Genomic DNA, 18,477 nt, shown 5'->3' with positions numbered 1-18,477 from the left:
ACACCCCAACTGGTGGGCGCCGCCCCCGCTCGCCCGCCTCCACCGCCGGGTCGGCCTCGCCGAGGACGCCCCCGCCCGCCGCCGCTTCCCGCGCGTCCGCCGCAGCGCCCTGAGCCACTGGCCCGGGGCCGTCCGCTCTCGCCCGCCGGCCGCCGAGCGGAGCGGGAGAAGTCCGTCTTGCCGACAAGTCCCGGGACGTGCGGGGAGGGGATCTCAGGCGGGCAGTCTCGTGTCGATGACGAAGCTGATCTCGATGACCTGGCCGGGCATGGTCAGTTCGGTGACGCCCACGACCGTGCTGGCCGGGCGGTGGTCGCCGAAGTACCCCAGGTTGCCCTCCGCCACCGCCTCGGCGTTCTGCCGCAGGCCCACCATGTACAGGGTCTGCGAGACGATCTGGTTCCGGGTGGCGCCGTAGTGGTCCAGGACCTTGTCCATGTTGGCGTAGGTCTGCTCGAGCTGGGCGGCGAAGTCGCCCGCGTAGAGGAACTCGCCCGCCTCATCGAACGAGAGCTGTCCGGAGACGTGGACCAGCTCGCCGGACTTGACCGCCTGTGCGTAGCCGAAGTCGCTCTCGGCCGGCACGTCGTAGCTGAAGACGTCAATGGTGGTCACGGTGCTTCCCCTCGGGTCACTCTCTTGTAGTTACTTGGAAACCGTAGGAGACTGAGCGCTGACATGGAAGAATGCACTTTTCGGTGACTGGGGAACCCAATGGTGACCAAGCAACTGCTCAACGGCCTGCCCGAGGACGCCGACCTGCGGCGCGCGGACTCCCTGGCGCGCGAGATCTTCTCGGACATCGCCAACAAGTGGGCACTCCTGATCATCGAGGCGCTCGGCGAGCGCACCCTGCGCTTCGGCGAGCTGCGGAACGAGGTCGAGGGCGTCAGCCACAAGATGCTCACCCAGAACCTGCGCATGCTGGAGCGCAACGGCCTGGTCGACCGGAAGGTGCACCCCACCGTGCCGCCGCGGGTCGAGTACACCCTCACCGAGCCGGGCCAGGCCCTGCGAACCGTGGTCGACGCCATCTGCGGCTGGACCCACCAGCACCTCGGCCACATCGAGAGCGCACGCGGCCGCTTCGGCGCCTGACGGGGCACGCGGCGACGCCCTCGCGCGTTGCGCGTTTCCCTGACGGGGGCGGCCAAGACGAACCGGAAGGGGCAACGCCCAGGTCAGAGGGCTGCCGACCCCGTGCGTTGCGCTGAGCCCGCCGGAGGGGCCGTGGAAGCGGGCGCGCCGGCCCGCGAGGTCGTTCTCAGTGCCGGACACGGTCCGCTGGTCTCTCCCTCCAGGCGTCGACGTCGCCGAGGGGAATGGTGAAGGCTGCGGGGACCGCCACGGCCGCAAGGACCGACGCGAGTATCAGGGCGCCGGGGAGGGACCAGGCCGCGACCGGCCCGGCGATCGCCGCTCCCACGGCGAATCCGGTGATCTTCAAGCTGGCGCCGGTGGTGAAGATCTGACCGCGCAGGCTGTCCGGGGCCTCCCGGTGACGGACCGCGAACAGGGCGGCCAGCTGGGGGCCCTGGCCGATCCCGGCGACGACGACGGCCACGATCAGCACGGCCGGCCGTCCCACAGCGGCCAAGGCCAGCGCGGCGGCCTGGACCAGCGCGCTGACCCAGACGACGGTGTCGGGGGCCAGGGCGCGCGGGAACCGCGCCAGCAGGGCGTTGGCCGCCAGGGCGGAGATCGCCGCGCAGGACAGGAGCATCACTCCCTGGTTCGGTCCGCCCAGGACACGCTCACCGAGCAGAGGGAGGCAGGCGGTCAGCATGCCCTCCGCGGCGCAGCACACCACCGAGACGAGGGTCGCCCGCGCCAGAAGGCGCTTCCCGGCGATGACCCGTATTCCTGCGGCGAGGTCTCTGCCCAGTGAGGCCCGCCGGGCGTCCGGGGCTCGGGCGGGGCGGGCGGGGAGCGTCCACGCGGCGGGCAGCGCCAAGGCGATGAGCGCGGCGGCGACCACCACGGCCGCCGGCGCTCCCAGCGCCGCCGCGGCGCCGCCGGTGAGAGCCGGGCCGGCCAGGCTCGCCGCGCCGAAGGTCATCGCGTCGAGCGCGTTCGCCCTGGCCAGGCGGTCGCCGGTCACCACCCGGGGGAGCTGGGCGGTCCACCCGCCCGACAGCGCCGGTCCCAGCAGCCCGGTCACCACGGCGATCACGATGGTGACGGTGAACGGCACGTGGCCGAGCCCCAGCAGGATCAGGGCCAGGCCCGCCGCGTACAGGGCGATCGCTCCGCTCAGCATGCGGCCCGGCCGTCCCGTCCGGTCCAGAAGTGCTCCGAGTACCGGCCCCCCGACCGCGGCGGAGACCGTGATGCCCGCGAGGAGCGACGACGCCTCCGCGGCCGACCCGGTCAAGGCGAATCCCGCCAGCATCAGCGCCGGCCCGGACATGTCGTCTCCGAGACGGGCGGCCGCTGCTCCGGCGAGGTACGAGCACAACGAGGAGCGCCGTTTCATCGGCGCAACGATACGGAGGTAACTCAAAAGACATCAATATGCGTTACATTCGGTCCGTGCGACCCGACACCGGCGACTGGTCCACCCGCCACTCCGTGCTGACCATGGCCCGGCGGGCCGCCGCCCTGATCAACGTCCTCGCCGGCGACCGCCCTGACCCGGCGGCGGTCGCCGGCGTCCTCGCCGCCTACGGCGAGTCCGTGCCGGGCGGGCTCACCGCCGCCGACGTCACCGAGATGCGCGCGGCCGCCGCCCTGCTACGCGACGTCTTCGCCGCCGAGCACGTCGACGACGCCGCCACCGCCCTCAACCGCCTCCTGCGGGAGCACACCGGGCCGCTCCGCCTGACCTCGCACGACGGCGGCACGCCCTGGCATCCGCATCTCGATCACGACGACGACGCCCCCTGGGGCCAGTGGCTCCTCGCCTCGTCCTGCATGGCCCTGACCGTCCTGGTCTGGGACCGGCAGCGGCCGCCCGGCCGGATCTGCTCATCGCCCGCCTGCCAGAACGTCTTCATCGACCAGGGCAGCGGACCCGAACGCCGCTACTGCTCCCGGCGATGCGCAACCCGCGAACGTGTCGCGGCCCACCGCCGCGCCCGCGCCGCCGCGCAGACCCGTGAGGAGGATCGGAACGGCCGGTAGCGACTCGGCGGGCGCTGGCACCGTCCTGGCCCTTGGTGGTCCCCGCTCATGGTCGGCCGTCCCGTGGCTGGGAGGGCTGCGGTGCGGGGAGCGGGAGGGCCAGGCCGGCCTTGATGGTGTCGAAGGCGACCAGGGTCTCGTAGCGCCTGATGTTGTCGTCGGCCTTGAACAGGCGGTCGCCGAGGCGGCCGCAGTCGCGCATGCTCCGCGCGGCCAGGACGACCACGTAGTCCCACGGCCCCGCGACCCGGTAGCACTGCTGCACCTGCGGGTCCGCCCGCATCCGTTCGGCGAAGGCGCGGTGGTGCTCGAAGGATTCCTGGTCGAGGGTCACCAGGACGGTGGCCAGGATCGTGGGGCCCAGGCGGTGCGGGTCGAGGACGGCGACCTGCCCGGTGATGAGGCCGTCCTCGCGGTAGCGGGCGATCCGCCGCTGGACGGCGCTCGGTGACAGCCCGACCTGTTCCCCGAGCTCGTGCAGAGTGCGTCCGGCGTCGTGCTGGAGCAGGTCCAGGAGCAGGACGTCGATCGTGTCCAGGCGCGGCGGCGGCGTTTCGGGCACGCAAGATTATTGCGTCGTGGCGCGATATTTCTCAATCGCTTCGATCGGGTGTTCGAATAGCGTCGGCCGGGTCGGCGAGCCCCTGACGGAAGGCGACAGGCATGGACCTGGACGTGGCGCGGATCGAGCAGGCCATGCGAGTGATCGATCCGGTGTTCCTCAACACCCCGCAGTACCTCGACGAGCAGCTGTGCCGGGCGCTCGGCGGCCGCACGGTGACCGTGAAGCTGGAGACGGCCAACCCGGTGCGCAGCTTCAAGGGCCGGGGCGCCGATCTGATGCTCAGCACGCTCGCCCCCGGCACGCCGGTGGTGTGCGCCAGCTCGGGCAACTTCGGGCAGGCCGTCGCCTACGCGGGACGGGCCCGCGGGATGCCGGTCGAGGTGTTCGTGCCCGAGACGGTCAACCCCGCCAAGCGGGAGCGGATGGAGGCCTTCGGCGCCCGGGTCGTCGCGGCCGGGCCGGACGGTTCGTCGGCACGGGAGGCCGCGGCCGCCCACGCCGGACGCCATCCCGATCGCCTCTACCTGCGGGACGGCCTGCAGGCGGCGATCGCCGAGGGCGCGGGGACGATCGGAGTCGAACTGACCCGCGGCGCGGGTGAGGCGGGCTTCGACGCCGTCGTGCTCCCGGTCGGCGACGGCGCGCTGATCAACGGTGTGGCGCGCTGGACGAGACAGCACGCACCCGGCACCCGGATCGTGGGGGTCAACGCCGAGGGCGCCCCCTCGATGCTGGAGAGCCTGCGCGCCGGCCGCGCGGTCCGCCTGGACCGTGCCGCCACCTTCGCCGACGGGATCGCGGTGCGCGGCCCGCTGGAGGCGTCGGTGCGGCGGGCCCGCGCCCTGGTGGACGAGGTCGTCCTGGTGACCGACGAGGCCATCGCCGCCGCGATGGAGCTGGCGGCGCGCACGCTCGGGATCGTCCTCGAACCGGCGGGGGCGGCGGGCCTGGCGGCGATCGCCGAGGGCGCGGTCGCCGGCGCCCGGGTGGCGGCGGTGCTGACCGGCGCCAACCCGCGTCCCGAACAGCTCCGGGAACTGGCGGGCCGGCTCACGCGCCCCCCGCAGGAGCCGGGTCCTGCCGGACGCGCCGCCTTCTGAGCAAGCAGCGGTCACGCCCGAGGACCGTGGGCCGCGAACGAGGGTTGCGGCGGGGTGTTCCGATCCCTATCTTGGAACGGTCGTTCCAAGATAGGAGGAGGGGCCGTGCCCGACGTCAAGCACTTCGATCCCGAACAGGTGCTGGACCAGGTCGTGGAGCTGTTCTGGCGGCGCGGCGCGGCCTCGACCGGGATCGGTGACGTGGTGGCCGCGACGGGGCTCAGCCGTTCCAGCCTGTACGCCACCTTCGGCGGCAAGCGGGAGCTGTACCTCGCGGCGTTGCGCCGCTACGTCGAGCGGCGGTCCCGGCCGGTGCTGGACGCCCTGGCCGCCGACGACCGCGGGACACCGGCGATCGCCGCCTTCTTCGACCGGCTGGTCCAGGCGCGCTGCGAAGGCCCGCACGCCCGCTGGGGCTGCATGGTCTCCAACGCCCACGCCGGGACCGCTCCGCACGCCGACGCCGTCGGCGAGGACGCGCGGGTGCGCCAGGTGCTGGCCGAGCACCACGCGCGGCTGCGGGCGGCCATGGCCTCGGCGCTCCGGACCGCGCGGTCCCGCGAGCAGTTGCGACCCGGCGTGGAGCCGGAGGCCACCGCGGACGTGCTGGCGCTGCTGGCCTACGGGGTGAACCTGCGGTCGCGCGCCGGAGCGCCCGCGGCCGATCTGAGAGCGACCGTGACGGCGGCACTGGAATCCCTGTGCGCGCCGGACCCCCTTGTGAAGGAGAAGTGAGACCGATGGCCGAGTTCACCGTCCATGACGAGACCACCGCCCCCGAAGCGGCCCGCCCCTACCTGGAGGCGGCCAAGAAGCGGATGGGGTTCGTGACCACCCTCAACGCCGTGATGGCCGAGTCGCCCGAGTTGCTGGCCGGGTACAACGCGCTGGCCGAGCTGTTCGGCAAGTCCTCACTGCCGGTGCGGGCCAAGCACGTGGTGTGGATCACCGCCAGCGTGGAGAACGACTGCGAGTACTGCGTGGCCGCCCACTCCACCATGGCGCTGCGGTCGAAGGTGTCGCCCGAGGTGGTGGAGGCGCTGCGGGCCGGCGAGCCGCTGCAGGACCCCGCGCTGGAGGCGGCGCGCCGCCTCACCCGGCAGATGGTGGCGGGCCGGGGCTGGGTCCCCGACGCCGAGGTGCAGGCGTTCCTGGACGCCGGGTACTCCCGCCGCCATGTCATGGACGTCGTCCTGGGCGTGGGGATGAAGACGCTGTCCAACTACACCAACCACATCGCCCACACCCCGCTGGACCCCGCCTGGGCCGATCAGGAGTGGAGCCGCGCCTGACCCTCGCCCTCGCCCGTCGCGACCGGCGAGAACCGAGCGGGACGGGCGAAGGGGCCGGCGGCGCGGTCAGGAGAGCTCCAGCCCGCCGTCGATGGTGAGGACCTGGCCGGTGAGCCAGGTCGAGGCCGGGTCGGCCAGCCGCAGGATCCACACCGCGACCTCGGCGGGCTCGCCGCGGCGCCCCAGCGGGATGCGGGCGGCCTCCTCGGCCTTGATCCGGGCGATGGCGGGTTCGTCCAGTCCCGCGGCGGCCAGCGCCTGGCTCTCGGTGGGGCCGGGGGCCAGCGCGTTCACGCGGACCCGGTCCGCGGCCAGCTCCACCGCCCAACTGCGGGTCAGCTGCTCCAGCGCCGCCTTGGAGGCGGCGTAATGCGCCGCGCCCGGCAGCGGGCGGTGGCCGTAGGTGCTGGAGACGTTGACGATCGAGCCCGCACTCTCGCGCAGGTGCGGCAGCGCGGCGCGGGCCAGCAGGCTGGGCGCGGTGACGTTGAGGTCGAACACCTCGCCGATGCCGCCGGCCGTGGCCTGCCCCAGCGGCATCACCTTGGTCGCGCCGGCGTTGTTGACCAGCACGTCCACCCTGCCCCACCGCGCGACCGCGGCGCCGATCACCTGCTGCGCCGCCTCGGGCGCGCGCAGGTCCGCCGGATGCACCTGGATCCGGGGGTGCCCGGCGGCCGTCTCCTCCAGCATGTCCTTGCGGCGGCCGACCCCCAGCACCCGGGCCCCGGCGGCCGCGAACGCTCCGGCGGCGGCGCGGCCGATCCCCGAGCCCGCACCGGTGACGACCACGACCCTGCCCTCGAACGTCCCCTCGGACGTCCCCTCGGCGTCGCCGTGAAGCTGAACGGTCACTGTCCACCTCGATCGTTCGATGTTCGTGAAACATCGAACAAAGTAGCATTGTCGCCATGAAGCAGGCACACCACCCCGAACCGGGCGAGATGACCCTGGTCGCGGTACTGGGGGCGCTCAGCGACCCCATCCGGGTCGGCCTGGTGCGCGTGCTGGCCGACGGCCACGAGCGCGGATGGGGCCAGCTGCGCGCCCCGGTGGCCAAATCGACCCTCAGCCACCACCTGCGAGTCCTGCGCGACGCCGGCCTCACCCGCACCCGCCAGGAAGGCACCCGCTGCTTCGTCGAACTACGCCGCCACGACCTCGACGCCCGCTTCCCCGGCCTCCTGGACTCGGTCCTGGACGCCGCCCACGGCGACGACGTCGGCGCCCACGTCCAGCTGACCGACACCCCCGACTGAGACCCCCGACTGACGGCGCGGACCCTGCGCCGGAAAGCTGATCGGGGACCGGCTCCGGCAGGTGCGGGAGGCGCCGCCGTACTGGTCGCGGTCCGACCCGGCGCCGTCGCCGCGCGCCGCGGTCGACCCCGCCGACCGGGCGGGCGTGCCGCACGTGAGGCCGCTCACCGAGATGATCAAGCAACACGATCCACCGCACGGCGAAGACCGGCGAGCAGCGGCAAGGGAGCCGTCAGCGGGGCGGTGTACCGAGAAGAGAAGAGTCATGGATTCCCACCCCGAGAACGCGGGCGTCCCGTCCGAGGCACGGCTGGAGTTCCCGGCCCCGGACCGGACGCGCACCCTGGTGTTCGCCGCCGTCTGCGTGGTGCTGGGCGCGTACGGTCTGGTCCGGGTGTCGCTCGGGCACGTAACGTTCGTCGAGATCCTGGGCATCGCCCTGCTGGCCTTGTCGCCGTTCCTCCTCAATGTGGCTTTCGGGAAGACAGTCGTGGACGAGTCGGGCATTCTCACAGGGCGCCCTGTGGGCCGGCGCTTCCTGCCGTGGCCGGACGTCGAGTTCGTCGCCGTGGAGGAGAAGACCAGCCGCGGTAACGGTGCCCACCGGGTCCGCGTCGGTACCACGAGCGGCCGCACGGTCTGGCTGGCCGCCCCCTACATCGAGACCCGGTGCACGGAGCAGCAGTACGCCCGCTTCTCCGCCCAGGCCGATCGGATCATCCAGTACTGGCACGGATATCGGGGTTGAGCCGGAGGCCCGGCCGAGATCATTCCGGTCATGGTGGCCTGGGAGGGCACCGAGAGGCCGCCGGTGCGCGGGCGGGATTGGCCGACTCTGCGCACTTCGGCCACCAAGCCCGGAGAGCTACCAGCGGGTTACTTGCCCCCTGGTGTCTGAGCCATGGCCTCGGGGCCGACATGTGATGCTGCTCTCCCGTGGCGCGGGAGGTCGGCGTGTCGACCAGTGTGCTCGTCGGCCGGTACGGCAGCAAGCGGGACCTGCTGCCCGGCTTCGTGCGGTGGGGGCTGTCGGAGGAGGCGTTCATCCGGCCGATGCGGGCCTCCTTCGAGGCCGCCGCCGATCCGCTGGAAGGGCTGATCGGCGCGGTGGTGCAGAGCGTCGGCCCCGGCACCGAGCCGCAGGAGTTCGCCAACGGTCTGGCGTTCCTCCATCTTGAACTGGCCGACGAGGAGTTCCGCGCGCTCCTGGCCGAGCACGACGCGGCCGTCCGCGCCGAGCTGGCCGACTACCTGCGGTCGGCGGTGGTGCGTGGGCACATGGCGGCGGACGCCGATTTCGAGGCGCTCGCCGCCGCCGTCGACTCCATTCGCAACGGCACCCGGATCATCTGGGCGATGACCCGGACGCGGCTGCTGGCCGAGGAACGCCGCAGAGACCTGAGCACCCTGCCGGCCCCGTACCGGCGAACCGAGGAGGACCGTTGGAAGACGGCGCCGGCCGGGCCGGTGATCAGGCCGGGAGTGCGTCGGCGATGACCTCTGCTCCGGCGTCGTTGGGGTGGATGTGGTCGCCGCTGTCATAGTCGGGGTGCAGGGCGGCGGGTGCGGTGGGATCGCGGAGTGCCTTGTCGAGGTCGGCGACCGCGTCGTAGGCGTCGTTGGTGCGGATCCACTGGTTGAGCTGCCGGCGTGTGCTCTGGGCTTCGGGTGTGTCGAACCCGGGGCCTGCTCCGGCGGCCCGCCGAACGGGGTGACGGTCGCGACGACGGGCCTGATCCCGTGCCGGCGGGCGCGGGCGGCGAGCGCGGACAGCCCGGCGATGAAGTCGGCGGCCCGGAGCGGGGGCTGGCCCAGCATGCCGGGCAGGCCGATGTCGTTGAGGCCGAGTTGGACGACGACGTGGGTCACCCCGGGGGCGGCGAGCACGTCGCGGTCGAACCGTGTGGTGCCGCGTTCGCCGAAGACGTCGCCGAGCAACCGGTTGCCGGCGATGCCGAGGTTGAGCACGGCGGCCCCGGTCGGGCGGAGACGGCGGGCGAGCAGGTCGGGATAGCCGTGCCGCGTCAGCCGAAGAAGTCCGCGGTCATGAAGCCAGGAAAGCTGCCATCGGGTTACTTGTTTCCCGGAGGGCAGGGTTGGACTCCAGGGGCGACGAGGCGTGGGCTGGAGCAATGCTTGAAACCTGTGGATCTGCCGGGAAGGGGTGTACCTTCCCGGATCACTTAATCGAGGCTGCCGCCATTTGGTGAACGCGCGACGCCGCGGCCAGGCTGCCTCATTTGGCGGCCTGTCAGACCTGGTCCCTACACTCCGGGCGCGTGACTGCACCTATTCTCTCCAGCCAACTCCCGGCCGGGCGCCTCTGGGACCTCGACCTTGTCACCATCGACGGTCGTCTCCTCGTCGTCTGCGCCGTCGAGCCGCCAGCGTGGGTCTGGGAGCCTTCCGAGGACCGTTGGACGCAGTACCGGCTGGACATGCCGTACCGTTCCGACGACTTCCGCGCGATGGTCGGGCACCTCCCGACCGACAATGATAAGGACGCCGGGCTGTTCACTAGAGTCTGCGCCGCCGTCGTGGACGGTCGGATCGTGGTCGGTGGGGCCGAGTACCGGGAGTCCTTCGCGCAGTGGGATCTGGCCAGCGGAGCTGTCCGCGTGCATGCGCGTCTCGACCACGGCGGTACGGGGAAAGTAGCGACGGTGCGGCTGAACGGGCGACCGTTCTTCATCAGCTGTAGCGACCGTACATACATGTGGGATGCGGCCTACACAGACACCAACGGTGCTACGGACGTCGAACCAGCCGTGCTCTATGGAGACCGGGACACCGTCACCGGGCTCGCAGCCGGCACGCTGAACGGCCGCCCGGTCGTGATCTTCGGCTCCTACGACGACAGTGTGGTGGTGTGGGGCGTCGACACCCAGAGCGTTATCAGAGAATTCCCATGTCCCTTGCCCGTGGCGGACGTCGGTCTGGCAACGGTGGACGGCCGCCTCCGGGTGGTGGTGGCTGGCGGGGAGCGGGTGATCCTGGGGGACCCCGACACCGGGGCATGGGAGTGGGAAGGGCCGATCGATGAGGATTCGATCGAGTTTGACACAGAGTTCGGCGAGGAGGACGAAGGGGGGAAGGAGAACTCTGTTTCCTGCATGGATGTCGGCGTCGTGGGCGGCCGTCCGGTCGCCGTGACCGGTTCGGAGGACGGTCGGGTGTGCGTGTGGTCGCTGGCCGAGCGCCGCCTCGTCCATGGGCCGTCCGACGAACACCACGGCAGGAAGGTTGTCGGCGTCCGCGTCGCTGATTGGGACGGTCGCACGGTGGCCATCACGGCAGGGGAGGACGGCCAGGTACTCGTGTGGGACCTCGAAGGAAGCTGACGGCGTGCCCGGTGAGCCCCGTCATGACAGGTCGTGCTGGTCATGGTCTCAGCCGCTACCCACCAAGATGATTTCCGCGCCCTGGCGAGTTCACTCCGTGCCGGTCTCGTCGTCGTCCAACTCCGACGCGTCCGGTTCGCGCAGGGGCCCGCAGCCCCTTGCGCGGGACGGATGCGGTGAAGCTGTAACACCCCGGGATGTCGAGGTTGCGGTGCTTGAGCGGGGAGAGCCGCGCGATGTCCTCGTCCCGGAGCTCATGACCCTCGGGGCGGAGGTGCTGGACGGCGGCGTCGATGTACCGCGTCGTCCACAGCACCACGGCGTTCAGCGCGAGGCCGAGCGCGCCGAGCTGTCCTCCATCCCGTCGCGGTAGGCCTGGCTTGACGCTCACCTTCCGCCGGGGCGGCGCCGGGAGCCCGCGAACCCCGGCCAGCACCCGAGCACCACCCGTCGCCGCATCCGGCGCCTTCGACTCGCCCAGCAGCGCCAGGAACGGCTTGACCGTGTTGTAGCGGCCCGCCAGCGCGGCCCGCATCGCGACCTCAGCCGAGCCCTCGTCCTGCGGCACCGGCGATACGACCATGGCCGCCGCGCTCATCACCGCCTCCCGAGGCGCGACCTCCTCCACCGCCGCCCACAGTGCGGCCACGTCCACATCCGCGTCGAGCTCCTCGACCGGCTCCAGCTCCTCAAACAGCACCATGGCCGCACGGGCCGGGGTCCGTGACGCCTTCTCCAACTGCGGCGGCGTGGACAGCCGGTCCTTGTCGGTGGCGCGCCTGGCCGTGCTGATCAGCCTCGTGGCCATAAGCACCTGGAACAGGTCCATGGCCTCGTCGATCGCCTTCGCCTCCAGGTGCCGCATCAACGCGGTGAGCAGCGCCGTACGCTTCGGCTCCGCGGTCCGCTCCAGTAACGGTGCCTTAGACCCGAACGCATACCGCGCCAGCACCGCCAGCCATTCGGCGGGAACTGCGACAGCCGGAGCCGACCGAGCTGGAACGCGCCGATCTCATCCACCCGCTCCAGCGCGCGGGCGAACGCGGTACCTGTCGTGCTCTTCGGCGGCCGCCGCAACCGCTCCAGCTCCGAGTACCGCCTGCCCGGCGGAACCTCCAGCAGCGCCACCAGATCGCCCGGCAACTGCGGATCCGCACGGCGGCGGCCTTGGCGACCGTGGCGTGCGACCGCTGCTCCGCAATCTTCCGGGCCTCCGACACCTGCCGGGCCGGCACCGACACCCCGGGCAGCAGCACCCGCTGACGGCGCAGTCAGCCCACCGCCTGGTTGAACAGCGACACCGCCACCTCGGCGTGCGTCCACGCCCGCCCGTACAGCGTCTGTCGCCGCTCGGTGTACCGCTTGACCACCGACGGGTCCTCGATACGGCCAGGTGCTCGACCACCAGCCCCGGCACCGCAAGCGGGTCCTCTAGGAACAGGCCGATGTACCGAACCGTGCACATCTGGAGCGCGAACCCAAGTTGGCGGTGTTTCGTGCGCCGCAGCGCGATCAGATCACGGTCGACGTCGTCCGGGAAGAAGAACCGCTCCAGTTCGGGCCTCGTCGGCGCCTCGGCGAACTTCCCGCACGCCGCAGGCTGCTCATCAGTTGAAACTCCACCGGCACGGGTGGAGCGTAGCCAGCACCCGGTGCGGTCCGGCGGCAGTTCACCGAACCTCACCGGCGGAGTGGATCAGTGCGCTAACCAACCATGATCGTTCTCACCGACAACACCGATGTTCCCCAAGGCCGGTTACCTCCGCGCCTGCGGACCCGTCATGACCATGACGGAATGCGCGCAAGGAGGGTAACGACATGACCGGATCAGGCCCGCACGAAGCACTGGCGGGAGCCTTCGAACAGCAGCGCGAGCGCCTGGTGGCGGTCGCCCACCGGATGCTCGGGTCGCGGGTGGACGCCGAGGACGCGGTGCAGGAGGCGTGGATCCGGCTGGCGCGGCAGGACGCGGCCGCGATCGACAACCTGGCCGCCTGGCTGACCACCGTGGTCGGCCGCGTCTGCCTCGATGCGCTGCGCTCGCGCAAGACCCGGCCTGCGCTGTCGTACGAGGACCGGCTGCCCGAGCTGGTGGTGACCGTGGACGGCGGGGCGGCCCCCGAGGACGACGCGATGCTCGCCGAATCGGTCGGGCTGGCACTGCTGGTGGTGCTCGACACCCTCACGCCCACCGAGCGGCTTGCGTTCGTCCTGCACGACATGTTCGCGGTGCCCTTCGCCGAGCATCGGTCAGATCATCGGCCGGTCCACCGACGCGACCAAGATGCTCGCCAGCCGGGCCCGCCGGAAGGTGCAGGGCACACCGCCGCCGGAGCAGGAGCCGCGGCGGCAGCGCGCGGTGGTCGACGCATTTCTCGCCGCGGCGCGCTCCGGGGACTTCGAAGGGCTCGTGCGGCTGCTCGATCCGCAGGTGACCTGGCGCACGTACCATCCGCAGGGCGTGCTGACCACGGTCGGGGCGGCCGAGGTGGCCGGTCCGATCCTGCGCGGCGGCCGGTCGATGACCTCGGCGCTCCCGGTCCTGGTCGACGGCGAGCCCGGGTTCGTGGCCTGGGGCGCCAACGGCAAGGTGCTCGGCGTGGTCGCGTGCACCGTGGTCGACGGCCGGATCGTCGAGATCCTGACCGTGAGCGACCGCAGGCGCCTCGACACCATGGGCCTGCCCGAACGACCCCGGTAGCGCACGTCGGTTCGCATGGGCTGTTACCTCTTCGCGGGGGGCTCCGTCGTAGGGGTGCAAGCATCCCCAGACGAAGGAGACCGCGATGGAAACCCGGATGAACTGGATGGTCAACGAGGTCGGGTCGAAGTGGGCCAGGTACATCATCTCGTCGAACAAGGCCATCACCGACTCGGCACTGCCGAAGGCGGTGCAGGAGCTGGTGAAGATCCGCGCCAGCCAGATCAACGGCTGCGGCGGCTGCCTCGACATGCACACCAAGGACGCCGCGGCCGCCGGCGAGAGCACGGTGCGCGTCAACCTGGTCGGGGCATGGCGGGAGACCACCGTCTACACCGATGCGGAGCGGGCGGCGCTGGAACTCACCGACCAGGGCACCCGTCTCGCCGACGGCGGCGGCGTCACCGACGAGGCGTGGGCGAACGCGGCCGAGCATTTCGACGAGGATCAGCTGATGGCCCTGGTGGCCCTGATCTGCACGATCAACGCCTTCAACCGGCTGAACGTGATCACGCGGACGCCCGGCGGCGAGTACCGGCCCGGTCAGCAGTTCGGCTGACGCGGACATTCCCTCCCAAGCTCTCGGACGCTGAGGATCAGGCGGCCCCGGGACGACCCCGGGCCCGCCCCCGGCCGCCACCCCAGACGATGTGCCAAGGACAAGACTCATGAACACCGCACTGTGGATCATCACCGGCCTGCTGACCGCCGTCTACCTGTTCTCCGGGTTCGGGAAGCTGTTCGTCCCGCGCGAGAAAATGGCGGCGATGGCCAAAGCCGCGCGCTGGGTCCTCGACTTCCAGCCCGGCACCCTCAAGGCCATCGGAGCACTGGAGGTCCTCGGCGCCGCGGGCCTGATCCTGCCCGCCGTGCTCGACGTCGCGCCCATGCTCGTACCGCTGGCGGCCACCGGCCTGGCACTGATCATGACCGGTGCCGTGATCATGCGGATCCGCCGAGGCGAGACCAAAGCCGCGCTGGGAGACGCGGGGTACCTCGCCTTGGCCGCCTTCGTGGCGATCGGCCGCTTCGCACTGGAACCCCTCACCGGCTGACCGGCCCGCGACCCGGCCCAGCAAGGGCGGCGGCACACCGGCTCCGGCAAGACGGCCCGCAAGCGTAGGAACAAAGCCGACTTCGGGGAGTAGATCCATTATCCCCATGTGGGGCGGCGTCTGTCACCGTTCTCCGGAATGATCTTTACGCCCAAGTTGCACTTCTAAGCTTGCGGGCAGATGTAGAACAAGGTCTGACCTGGGAGTTGAGAGTGGCGCCCGACATTGCCGCGCTGACGGCGGAACTCAGGGACATGGCTGCGGCCGATCACCAGTCCGCGGTATACGCGAACAGCGATGACCCGGCCGAGCAATTGGCCTGGCGGCGGCTGACCGCACGGCACGGTGACCGGCTCGACGAGGTCATGGACGAGTACGGCTGGCCGACGGCGGACCTGGTCGGCGAGGAGGCCGCACGTGCGGCATGGCTGATCGCTCAGCACGCCGACCGGCAGCTCGACGTGCAGCGTCGTGCCCTCCAGTTGATGCGGCAAGCGGTGTCGGCAGGCTCGGCCGGCCCCCGCGAACTGGCCTTCCTGCACGACCGCACGCTGGTCAATGAGGGACGCAAGCAGGTCTACGGCACTCAGATCGCCGGTGTGAAGGATGGAGTACCGGTTCCGTGGCCCTGTGAAGAGCCCGAGCGCATGGACGAACGCCGTGCGGAAGTCGGCATCGAACCCTTCGACGAGTACGTCGCCAAGTTCTCCATGGCCTGACGCCCCTCTCCAGCCGGTCTGACTGACAGCCGCACCCGGCGGTGTGGGGACCACGCTGTAGCGCGGTCCCCACACCGCCGCGTCTTGGCCGGTCATCCCCTCACCATCTCGATGTGGCGCACGCAGAGGCTCAAGAATCCGACCCGCAGAGTGCCGTCATCCGGCCAGCCGGCGGACTCCGCAATCCACGTCGCTTCCCGGGCGGCTTTCAGCAGATCATCGGCCCGCGACCAAATGGTGAACCTGTGTGCACGGTCGACTAGGACGCCTCGGAACACGGCGGGAGAGACCTCCAGGCGCAGCCGCTGGTCACGACCGCGGCGAACACCGCCTCGTCATCGACGTTCACGGTCGCTCCGCCCTGGGGCCGCACCTGCGGCGGCGGCAGCAACGGCCGCGTCATCTCCCACAACCTTTTCGGCACGCCCCGGTCCCACCGACCCTCGCCCACAGCAAGATCAACCATTAGCCCACCACGTAGGACAGGGTCTAAGTGGCGTCTGCGTCGGCGTTCGGGTTGCGGGGCGGGGCGGTCAGGTGGGCGACGATACGGGCGAGTTGCTCGGCGTAATGCTCGACGAACTCGGCGGAGGCGGGGTCGGTGTCGCAGATGCTGTGCGTCATGTGGGGCAGGAGCACGGGAGCGCTGGCCGCCGCCAGCAACGCCAGGAACAGGCATGCCGGGTCGATGTCGTCGGCGATCTCTCCGGCGTCCTGGCGGCGGCGCAGATCGGCGAGGTCCTGCTCGGCTTGGTGCCGCCGTGCTTCCCGGTCTGGATCGTCCGCGGCGTCGGTGTAGGTGAGCCCTTCCCAGCCCAGTAGACGGGTGGCGAGCCGGTGTGTGCCGGCGGCTCTGGCGTAGTGGCGCATGACCTCGGCCAGGGGGACGTCCGGGGCGTCATAGGCGCGCTTCTGGTCGCGCCAGCGCTGGCCGATGGCGCGCAGCAGGCCGTCCTTGCCGCCGAAGTAGTAGGAGATGAGTTGCTTGTTGACTCCCGCGCGTTCGGCGATGGCCGCCACCCGTATTTGGGTCGGCCCCTTGTCCGCGAGTTCGTGGACGGCCGCGTCGAGGATGCGCTCACGCGTGCGTTCGGGGTCGCGCCGGCGCTCGGCGGACGCGGGAGAACGACGAGGCCGACGGTTGGGCGGGGAGGCGCGCGTCATGCCGGTCAGCATAGCCACGCCAACTTTGTCATCCATTGGATGAAATAATCATCCGACGGTTGATACCGTGGAGACGGAACCACACCGGGGGAGGTCGATGATGACCACTTCACTCATCCCGTCGCTGCGGAAGCGAGGGACACCGACGACACTGCTGACCGTTGCCGCCCTGGCATCCCTGCTGGGCATCGGCAACATGACCGCGGCCGCCGACGGCGGCCGGTCGGAGCTTCCGGTCATCCTGGGCGCGGGAGCAGGATGGGGCCTGCTGTGGACGGTCGTCGCCGCGGCGGTCGCGCCGCGCCTGCGGCGGTCGGCGGCCACCCGGCGCGCTTGGTACGACGTGCCGGTGCTCCTCGCCCTGACGGCGATGACGATGCAGGCGGGCGCCGGACTCGTCCAGCACCTGATGTTCGGTTCCGCCGAGCCCTACCTGGCCCTCCAGCAATCCGAGGCGGCCGAGGGATCCCTGATCTTCTTCCTCGTCCTCAATCCGCTGACCGAATGGGTCTTCATGCCGTTGGCGCTCTACCTGAACTGGCGATCGGCCGGCCGGCGTCGTTTCCTGCTGGCCGCCGCGGCCGCCTACTACGCCGAGCGTGCGGTGACCTACCTGTACTTCGCGCCCACCGTCGTGGGCTGGAAGGACGAACCCGTCACCACCCGTCTGCTGGACGAGGTCTCGTTCTGGCTGGCGGCGGACTGGCTGCGGCTCGCCGTCATCGCCGGGATCATCACGGCGCTCGCGCTGGCCGTGGTCAGGAGGCGCCCCGGCCGGGCCGGTGCCACGGCCACGGCGTAGCCGGAGACCATCGCCCGCCGCAACGGTGAACAAGGGCGCCCGCCACGCGGCCGTCCCGCACGACGAGCCACCCGGAGAAACCGGATACGAGGAGGTCTGCACATGAGTCGCCATGCCGTCATCGCCGGTGGTGGGATCGGCGGGCTGGCCGCCGCGGTCGCCCTGTCACGGACCGGTTGGTCGGTCCAGGTGCTGGAACAGGCGTCCGAGCTGCGAGAAGTGGGGGCGGGGATCTCCCTGTGGCCGAACGCCGTCCGGGCCCTGGAAGCGATCGGGCTGGGACGGGCCGTCCGGGACCTCGCCACCCTCCAGGGCCACTTCGGAGTACGCGATCCACGCGGGCGCTGGCTCATGCGCGCCCACTCGGCGACGTTCGCCGAACGGCACGACATGTCCGCGATCATGCTGCACCGTGCCCAGCTCCAGGCGATGCTGGCGCGCGCCCTTCCCGCCGGAATGGTGCTGACCGGCGCCCGGGTGCGCGCCGTGGAGCAGTCGCACGCCGGTGTCACGGCCGTCCTGGAGAACGGCGCGGGCGTCCGGGGAGACCTGCTCATCGGTGCGGACGGCGTCCGCAGCCGCGTACGTTCCGCCGCGTTCGGCACGGCGACGCGGCCGCGCTACGCCGGATACACCTCCTGGCGCGGTCTGGCGAACTACGACCTCGATGCGGCGGCGGCCGCCAGCGAGACCTGGGGAGCCGGTGACCGATTCGCCGCAATGCGCATGGCCGACGGCCGCACCTACTGGTACGCCACCGCCCCCGAACCCGAAGGCGGTCGTGCCGTCGACCAGAACGCCGAACGCGACCTCCTGCGTCGCCGCTTCGGCCACTGGCACCGTCCGATCCCGGGAATTCTGGAGGCAACGACCCAACTGATCCGCACCGACACTTACGAACTGCACCCCCCGCTATCGGGCTATGTCCAGGGCCGGGTCGCCCTGCTGGGAGATGCCGCCCACGCCATGGAACCGGCTCTGGGGCAAGGGGCCTGCCAGGCGCTGGAGGACGCCGTCGCACTGGGTGCCGCCCTCGCCACCGCACCGACGCTCGACCAAGGACTGTCCGCCTACAACGACGTGCGCCTTCCCCGCACGCAGCACATAACCAGGATGTCGCGCCGTTTCGGGCGTCCCGGCCGCCTCCGCCGGCAACCGGCCGTCGGGCTGCGCAATGCCCTGATGCGGCTGTTGCCACCCGCCGTCACCGTCCGCGCGCTCGACCCGATCGCACGCTGGGAACCCCCGTCGCTGCCTTACAGGGACTCGCCGCCCGAACGGAACACCTGACCGTCCCCAACGCCATCCCCGGGGGGCTTCATCCTGTCCGCCGGGCCGCCCGCGTCGCACGTCGCG

General features: G+C 71.3%; 21 protein-coding genes and 3 pseudogenes. 16 read left to right on the top strand and 8 right to left on the bottom strand.

Annotated features, from left to right (window positions below; all coding sequences use genetic code 11):
* Window positions 1–213: 213 nt before the first annotated feature.
* Complete coding sequence (locus tag ACFQ11_RS08495) at window positions 214–615, bottom strand: RidA family protein (RefSeq protein WP_378297430.1); 402 nt, start codon at window positions 613–615, stop codon at window positions 214–216.
* A gap of 99 nt (window positions 616–714) precedes the next feature.
* Between ACFQ11_RS08495 and ACFQ11_RS08490 the strand changes: the two genes are divergently transcribed.
* Entirely contained in the window at window positions 715–1,098 is a 384-nt protein-coding gene (locus tag ACFQ11_RS08490; RefSeq protein WP_378297429.1) for a winged helix-turn-helix transcriptional regulator, read from the top strand.
* 166 nt (window positions 1,099–1,264) lie between these two features.
* Here the strand turns inward: ACFQ11_RS08490 and ACFQ11_RS08485 are convergent, their stop codons facing one another.
* On the bottom strand, window positions 1,265–2,476 hold the full coding sequence (locus ACFQ11_RS08485; RefSeq protein ID WP_378297428.1) for an MFS transporter: 1,212 nt from the start codon (window positions 2,474–2,476) through the stop codon (window positions 1,265–1,267).
* Between the two features lie 56 nt (window positions 2,477–2,532).
* Here ACFQ11_RS08485 and ACFQ11_RS08480 point away from each other — a divergent pair, with 56 nt between their 5' ends.
* Complete coding sequence (locus ACFQ11_RS08480; protein ID WP_378297427.1) at window positions 2,533–3,123, top strand: CGNR zinc finger domain-containing protein; 591 nt, start codon at window positions 2,533–2,535, stop codon at window positions 3,121–3,123.
* Window positions 3,124–3,169: 46 nt separating this feature from the next.
* Here ACFQ11_RS08480 and ACFQ11_RS08475 read toward each other — a convergent pair whose 3' ends face one another.
* Complete coding sequence (locus ACFQ11_RS08475) at window positions 3,170–3,685, bottom strand: Lrp/AsnC family transcriptional regulator (RefSeq protein ID WP_378297426.1); 516 nt, start codon at window positions 3,683–3,685, stop codon at window positions 3,170–3,172.
* Between the two features lie 101 nt (window positions 3,686–3,786).
* Here ACFQ11_RS08475 and ACFQ11_RS08470 point away from each other — a divergent pair, with 101 nt between their 5' ends.
* From ACFQ11_RS08470 to ACFQ11_RS08460, 3 genes are all read left to right on the top strand, one after another.
* Window positions 3,787–4,788, top strand: coding sequence for a threonine ammonia-lyase (locus tag ACFQ11_RS08470; protein WP_378297425.1), 1,002 nt, complete (start codon window positions 3,787–3,789; stop codon window positions 4,786–4,788).
* Window positions 4,789–4,893: 105 nt separating this feature from the next.
* The gene (locus tag ACFQ11_RS08465) at window positions 4,894–5,523 is read left to right on the top strand and encodes a TetR/AcrR family transcriptional regulator (protein ID WP_378297424.1); all 630 of its coding nucleotides are present in this window, start codon (window positions 4,894–4,896) and stop codon (window positions 5,521–5,523) included.
* A gap of 5 nt (window positions 5,524–5,528) precedes the next feature.
* On the top strand, window positions 5,529–6,080 hold the full coding sequence (locus ACFQ11_RS08460) for a carboxymuconolactone decarboxylase family protein (protein WP_378297423.1): 552 nt from the start codon (window positions 5,529–5,531) through the stop codon (window positions 6,078–6,080).
* Between the two features lie 66 nt (window positions 6,081–6,146).
* On the opposite strand, the gene ACFQ11_RS08455 is transcribed toward ACFQ11_RS08460, so the two are convergent.
* Entirely contained in the window at window positions 6,147–6,935 is a 789-nt protein-coding gene (locus tag ACFQ11_RS08455; protein ID WP_378297422.1) for an SDR family NAD(P)-dependent oxidoreductase, read from the bottom strand.
* 56 nt (window positions 6,936–6,991) lie between these two features.
* Between ACFQ11_RS08455 and ACFQ11_RS08450 the strand changes: the two genes are divergently transcribed.
* The 3 genes from ACFQ11_RS08450 to ACFQ11_RS08440 all read left to right on the top strand — a co-directional run bounded on the left by ACFQ11_RS08450 (window position 6,992) and on the right by ACFQ11_RS08440 (window position 8,836).
* Window positions 6,992–7,339: an ArsR/SmtB family transcription factor gene (locus ACFQ11_RS08450; protein ID WP_378297421.1), complete on the top strand. Its 348-nt coding sequence runs from the start codon at window positions 6,992–6,994 to the stop codon at window positions 7,337–7,339.
* Window positions 7,340–7,604: 265 nt separating this feature from the next.
* Window positions 7,605–8,087 carry a PH domain-containing protein gene (locus tag ACFQ11_RS08445; RefSeq protein WP_378297420.1) on the top strand — a complete coding sequence of 161 codons (483 nt, stop codon included), beginning with the start codon at window positions 7,605–7,607 and terminating at the stop codon, window positions 8,085–8,087.
* A gap of 206 nt (window positions 8,088–8,293) precedes the next feature.
* Window positions 8,294–8,836, top strand: a complete 543-nt coding sequence (locus tag ACFQ11_RS08440; protein ID WP_378297440.1) for a hypothetical protein — start codon at window positions 8,294–8,296, stop codon at window positions 8,834–8,836.
* A gap of 198 nt (window positions 8,837–9,034) precedes the next feature.
* Here ACFQ11_RS08440 and ACFQ11_RS08435 read toward each other — a convergent pair.
* Window positions 9,035–9,628, bottom strand: a pseudogene (locus ACFQ11_RS08435) (GDSL-type esterase/lipase family protein); the annotation flags it as partial.
* Between ACFQ11_RS08435 and ACFQ11_RS08430 the strand changes: the two are divergent.
* Window positions 9,619–10,680: a WD40 repeat domain-containing protein gene (locus ACFQ11_RS08430; protein ID WP_378297419.1), complete on the top strand. Its 1,062-nt coding sequence runs from the start codon at window positions 9,619–9,621 to the stop codon at window positions 10,678–10,680. The pseudogene ACFQ11_RS08435 and the gene ACFQ11_RS08430 overlap by 10 nt on opposite strands.
* A gap of 55 nt (window positions 10,681–10,735) precedes the next feature.
* On the opposite strand, the gene ACFQ11_RS08425 is transcribed toward ACFQ11_RS08430, so the two are convergent.
* Both ACFQ11_RS08425 and ACFQ11_RS08420 read right to left on the bottom strand, forming a co-directional pair.
* Entirely contained in the window at window positions 10,736–11,632 is an 897-nt protein-coding gene (locus tag ACFQ11_RS08425) for a Tn3 family transposase (RefSeq protein ID WP_378297417.1), read from the bottom strand.
* Window positions 11,633–12,079: 447 nt separating this feature from the next.
* A pseudogene (locus ACFQ11_RS08420) lies at window positions 12,080–12,364 on the bottom strand (DUF4158 domain-containing protein); the annotation flags it as partial.
* Window positions 12,365–12,498: 134 nt separating this feature from the next.
* On the opposite strand from ACFQ11_RS08420, the pseudogene ACFQ11_RS08415 reads away from it, so the two are divergent.
* The 5 genes and pseudogenes from ACFQ11_RS08415 to ACFQ11_RS08395 form a co-directional block, all read left to right on the top strand.
* Window positions 12,499–12,837 (top strand): annotated as a pseudogene (locus ACFQ11_RS08415) (sigma factor); the annotation flags it as partial.
* Between the two features lie 127 nt (window positions 12,838–12,964).
* On the top strand, window positions 12,965–13,381 hold the full coding sequence (locus ACFQ11_RS08410; RefSeq protein WP_378297439.1) for a sigma-70 family RNA polymerase sigma factor family protein: 417 nt from the start codon (window positions 12,965–12,967) through the stop codon (window positions 13,379–13,381).
* A gap of 85 nt (window positions 13,382–13,466) precedes the next feature.
* Window positions 13,467–13,940 carry a carboxymuconolactone decarboxylase family protein gene (locus ACFQ11_RS08405; RefSeq protein ID WP_378297415.1) on the top strand — a complete coding sequence of 158 codons (474 nt, stop codon included), beginning with the start codon at window positions 13,467–13,469 and terminating at the stop codon, window positions 13,938–13,940.
* Between the two features lie 109 nt (window positions 13,941–14,049).
* Complete coding sequence (locus ACFQ11_RS08400) at window positions 14,050–14,436, top strand: DoxX family protein (protein WP_378297413.1); 387 nt, start codon at window positions 14,050–14,052, stop codon at window positions 14,434–14,436.
* A gap of 212 nt (window positions 14,437–14,648) precedes the next feature.
* Window positions 14,649–15,155, top strand: coding sequence for a DUF6624 domain-containing protein (locus ACFQ11_RS08395; RefSeq protein WP_378297411.1), 507 nt, complete (start codon window positions 14,649–14,651; stop codon window positions 15,153–15,155).
* Window positions 15,156–15,644: 489 nt separating this feature from the next.
* Here ACFQ11_RS08395 and ACFQ11_RS08390 read toward each other — a convergent pair whose 3' ends face one another.
* Entirely contained in the window at window positions 15,645–16,331 is a 687-nt protein-coding gene (locus tag ACFQ11_RS08390) for a TetR/AcrR family transcriptional regulator (protein WP_378297438.1), read from the bottom strand.
* 88 nt (window positions 16,332–16,419) lie between these two features.
* Between ACFQ11_RS08390 and ACFQ11_RS08385 the strand changes: the two genes are divergently transcribed.
* Both ACFQ11_RS08385 and ACFQ11_RS08380 read left to right on the top strand, forming a co-directional pair.
* Entirely contained in the window at window positions 16,420–17,121 is a 702-nt protein-coding gene (locus ACFQ11_RS08385; RefSeq protein ID WP_378297409.1) for a hypothetical protein, read from the top strand.
* Window positions 17,122–17,223: 102 nt separating this feature from the next.
* Window positions 17,224–18,411 carry an FAD-dependent monooxygenase gene (locus ACFQ11_RS08380; protein WP_378297407.1) on the top strand — a complete coding sequence of 396 codons (1,188 nt, stop codon included), beginning with the start codon at window positions 17,224–17,226 and terminating at the stop codon, window positions 18,409–18,411.
* Window positions 18,412–18,477 lie beyond the last annotated feature (66 nt).

This window comes from Actinomadura sediminis (assembly GCF_042675525.1).
Taxonomy (GTDB): domain Bacteria; phylum Actinomycetota; class Actinomycetes; order Streptosporangiales; family Streptosporangiaceae; genus Spirillospora; species Spirillospora sediminis.
This window is presented reverse-complemented; position numbering and strand designations above follow the sequence as displayed.

Excerpts from the sequence above, each read along its gene's own strand:
- ACFQ11_RS08490 (WP_378297429.1), top strand. The coding sequence starts at position 715 with ATGGTGACCAAGCAACTGCTCAACGGCCTGCCCGAGGACGCCGACCTG.
- ACFQ11_RS08485 (WP_378297428.1), bottom strand. The coding sequence starts at position 2,476 with ATGAAACGGCGCTCCTCGTTGTGCTCGTACCTCGCCGGAGCAGCGGCC.
- ACFQ11_RS08470 (WP_378297425.1), top strand. The coding sequence starts at position 3,787 with ATGGACCTGGACGTGGCGCGGATCGAGCAGGCCATGCGAGTGATCGAT.
- ACFQ11_RS08460 (WP_378297423.1), top strand. The coding sequence starts at position 5,529 with ATGGCCGAGTTCACCGTCCATGACGAGACCACCGCCCCCGAAGCGGCC.
- ACFQ11_RS08450 (WP_378297421.1), top strand. The coding sequence starts at position 6,992 with ATGAAGCAGGCACACCACCCCGAACCGGGCGAGATGACCCTGGTCGCG.
- ACFQ11_RS08445 (WP_378297420.1), top strand. The coding sequence starts at position 7,605 with ATGGATTCCCACCCCGAGAACGCGGGCGTCCCGTCCGAGGCACGGCTG.
- ACFQ11_RS08410 (WP_378297439.1), top strand. The coding sequence starts at position 12,965 with ATGCTCGCCAGCCGGGCCCGCCGGAAGGTGCAGGGCACACCGCCGCCG.
- ACFQ11_RS08405 (WP_378297415.1), top strand. The coding sequence starts at position 13,467 with ATGGAAACCCGGATGAACTGGATGGTCAACGAGGTCGGGTCGAAGTGG.
- ACFQ11_RS08400 (WP_378297413.1), top strand. The coding sequence starts at position 14,050 with ATGAACACCGCACTGTGGATCATCACCGGCCTGCTGACCGCCGTCTAC.
- ACFQ11_RS08390 (WP_378297438.1), bottom strand. The coding sequence starts at position 16,331 with ATGCTGACCGGCATGACGCGCGCCTCCCCGCCCAACCGTCGGCCTCGT.
- ACFQ11_RS08385 (WP_378297409.1), top strand. The coding sequence starts at position 16,420 with ATGACCACTTCACTCATCCCGTCGCTGCGGAAGCGAGGGACACCGACG.
- ACFQ11_RS08380 (WP_378297407.1), top strand. The coding sequence starts at position 17,224 with ATGAGTCGCCATGCCGTCATCGCCGGTGGTGGGATCGGCGGGCTGGCC.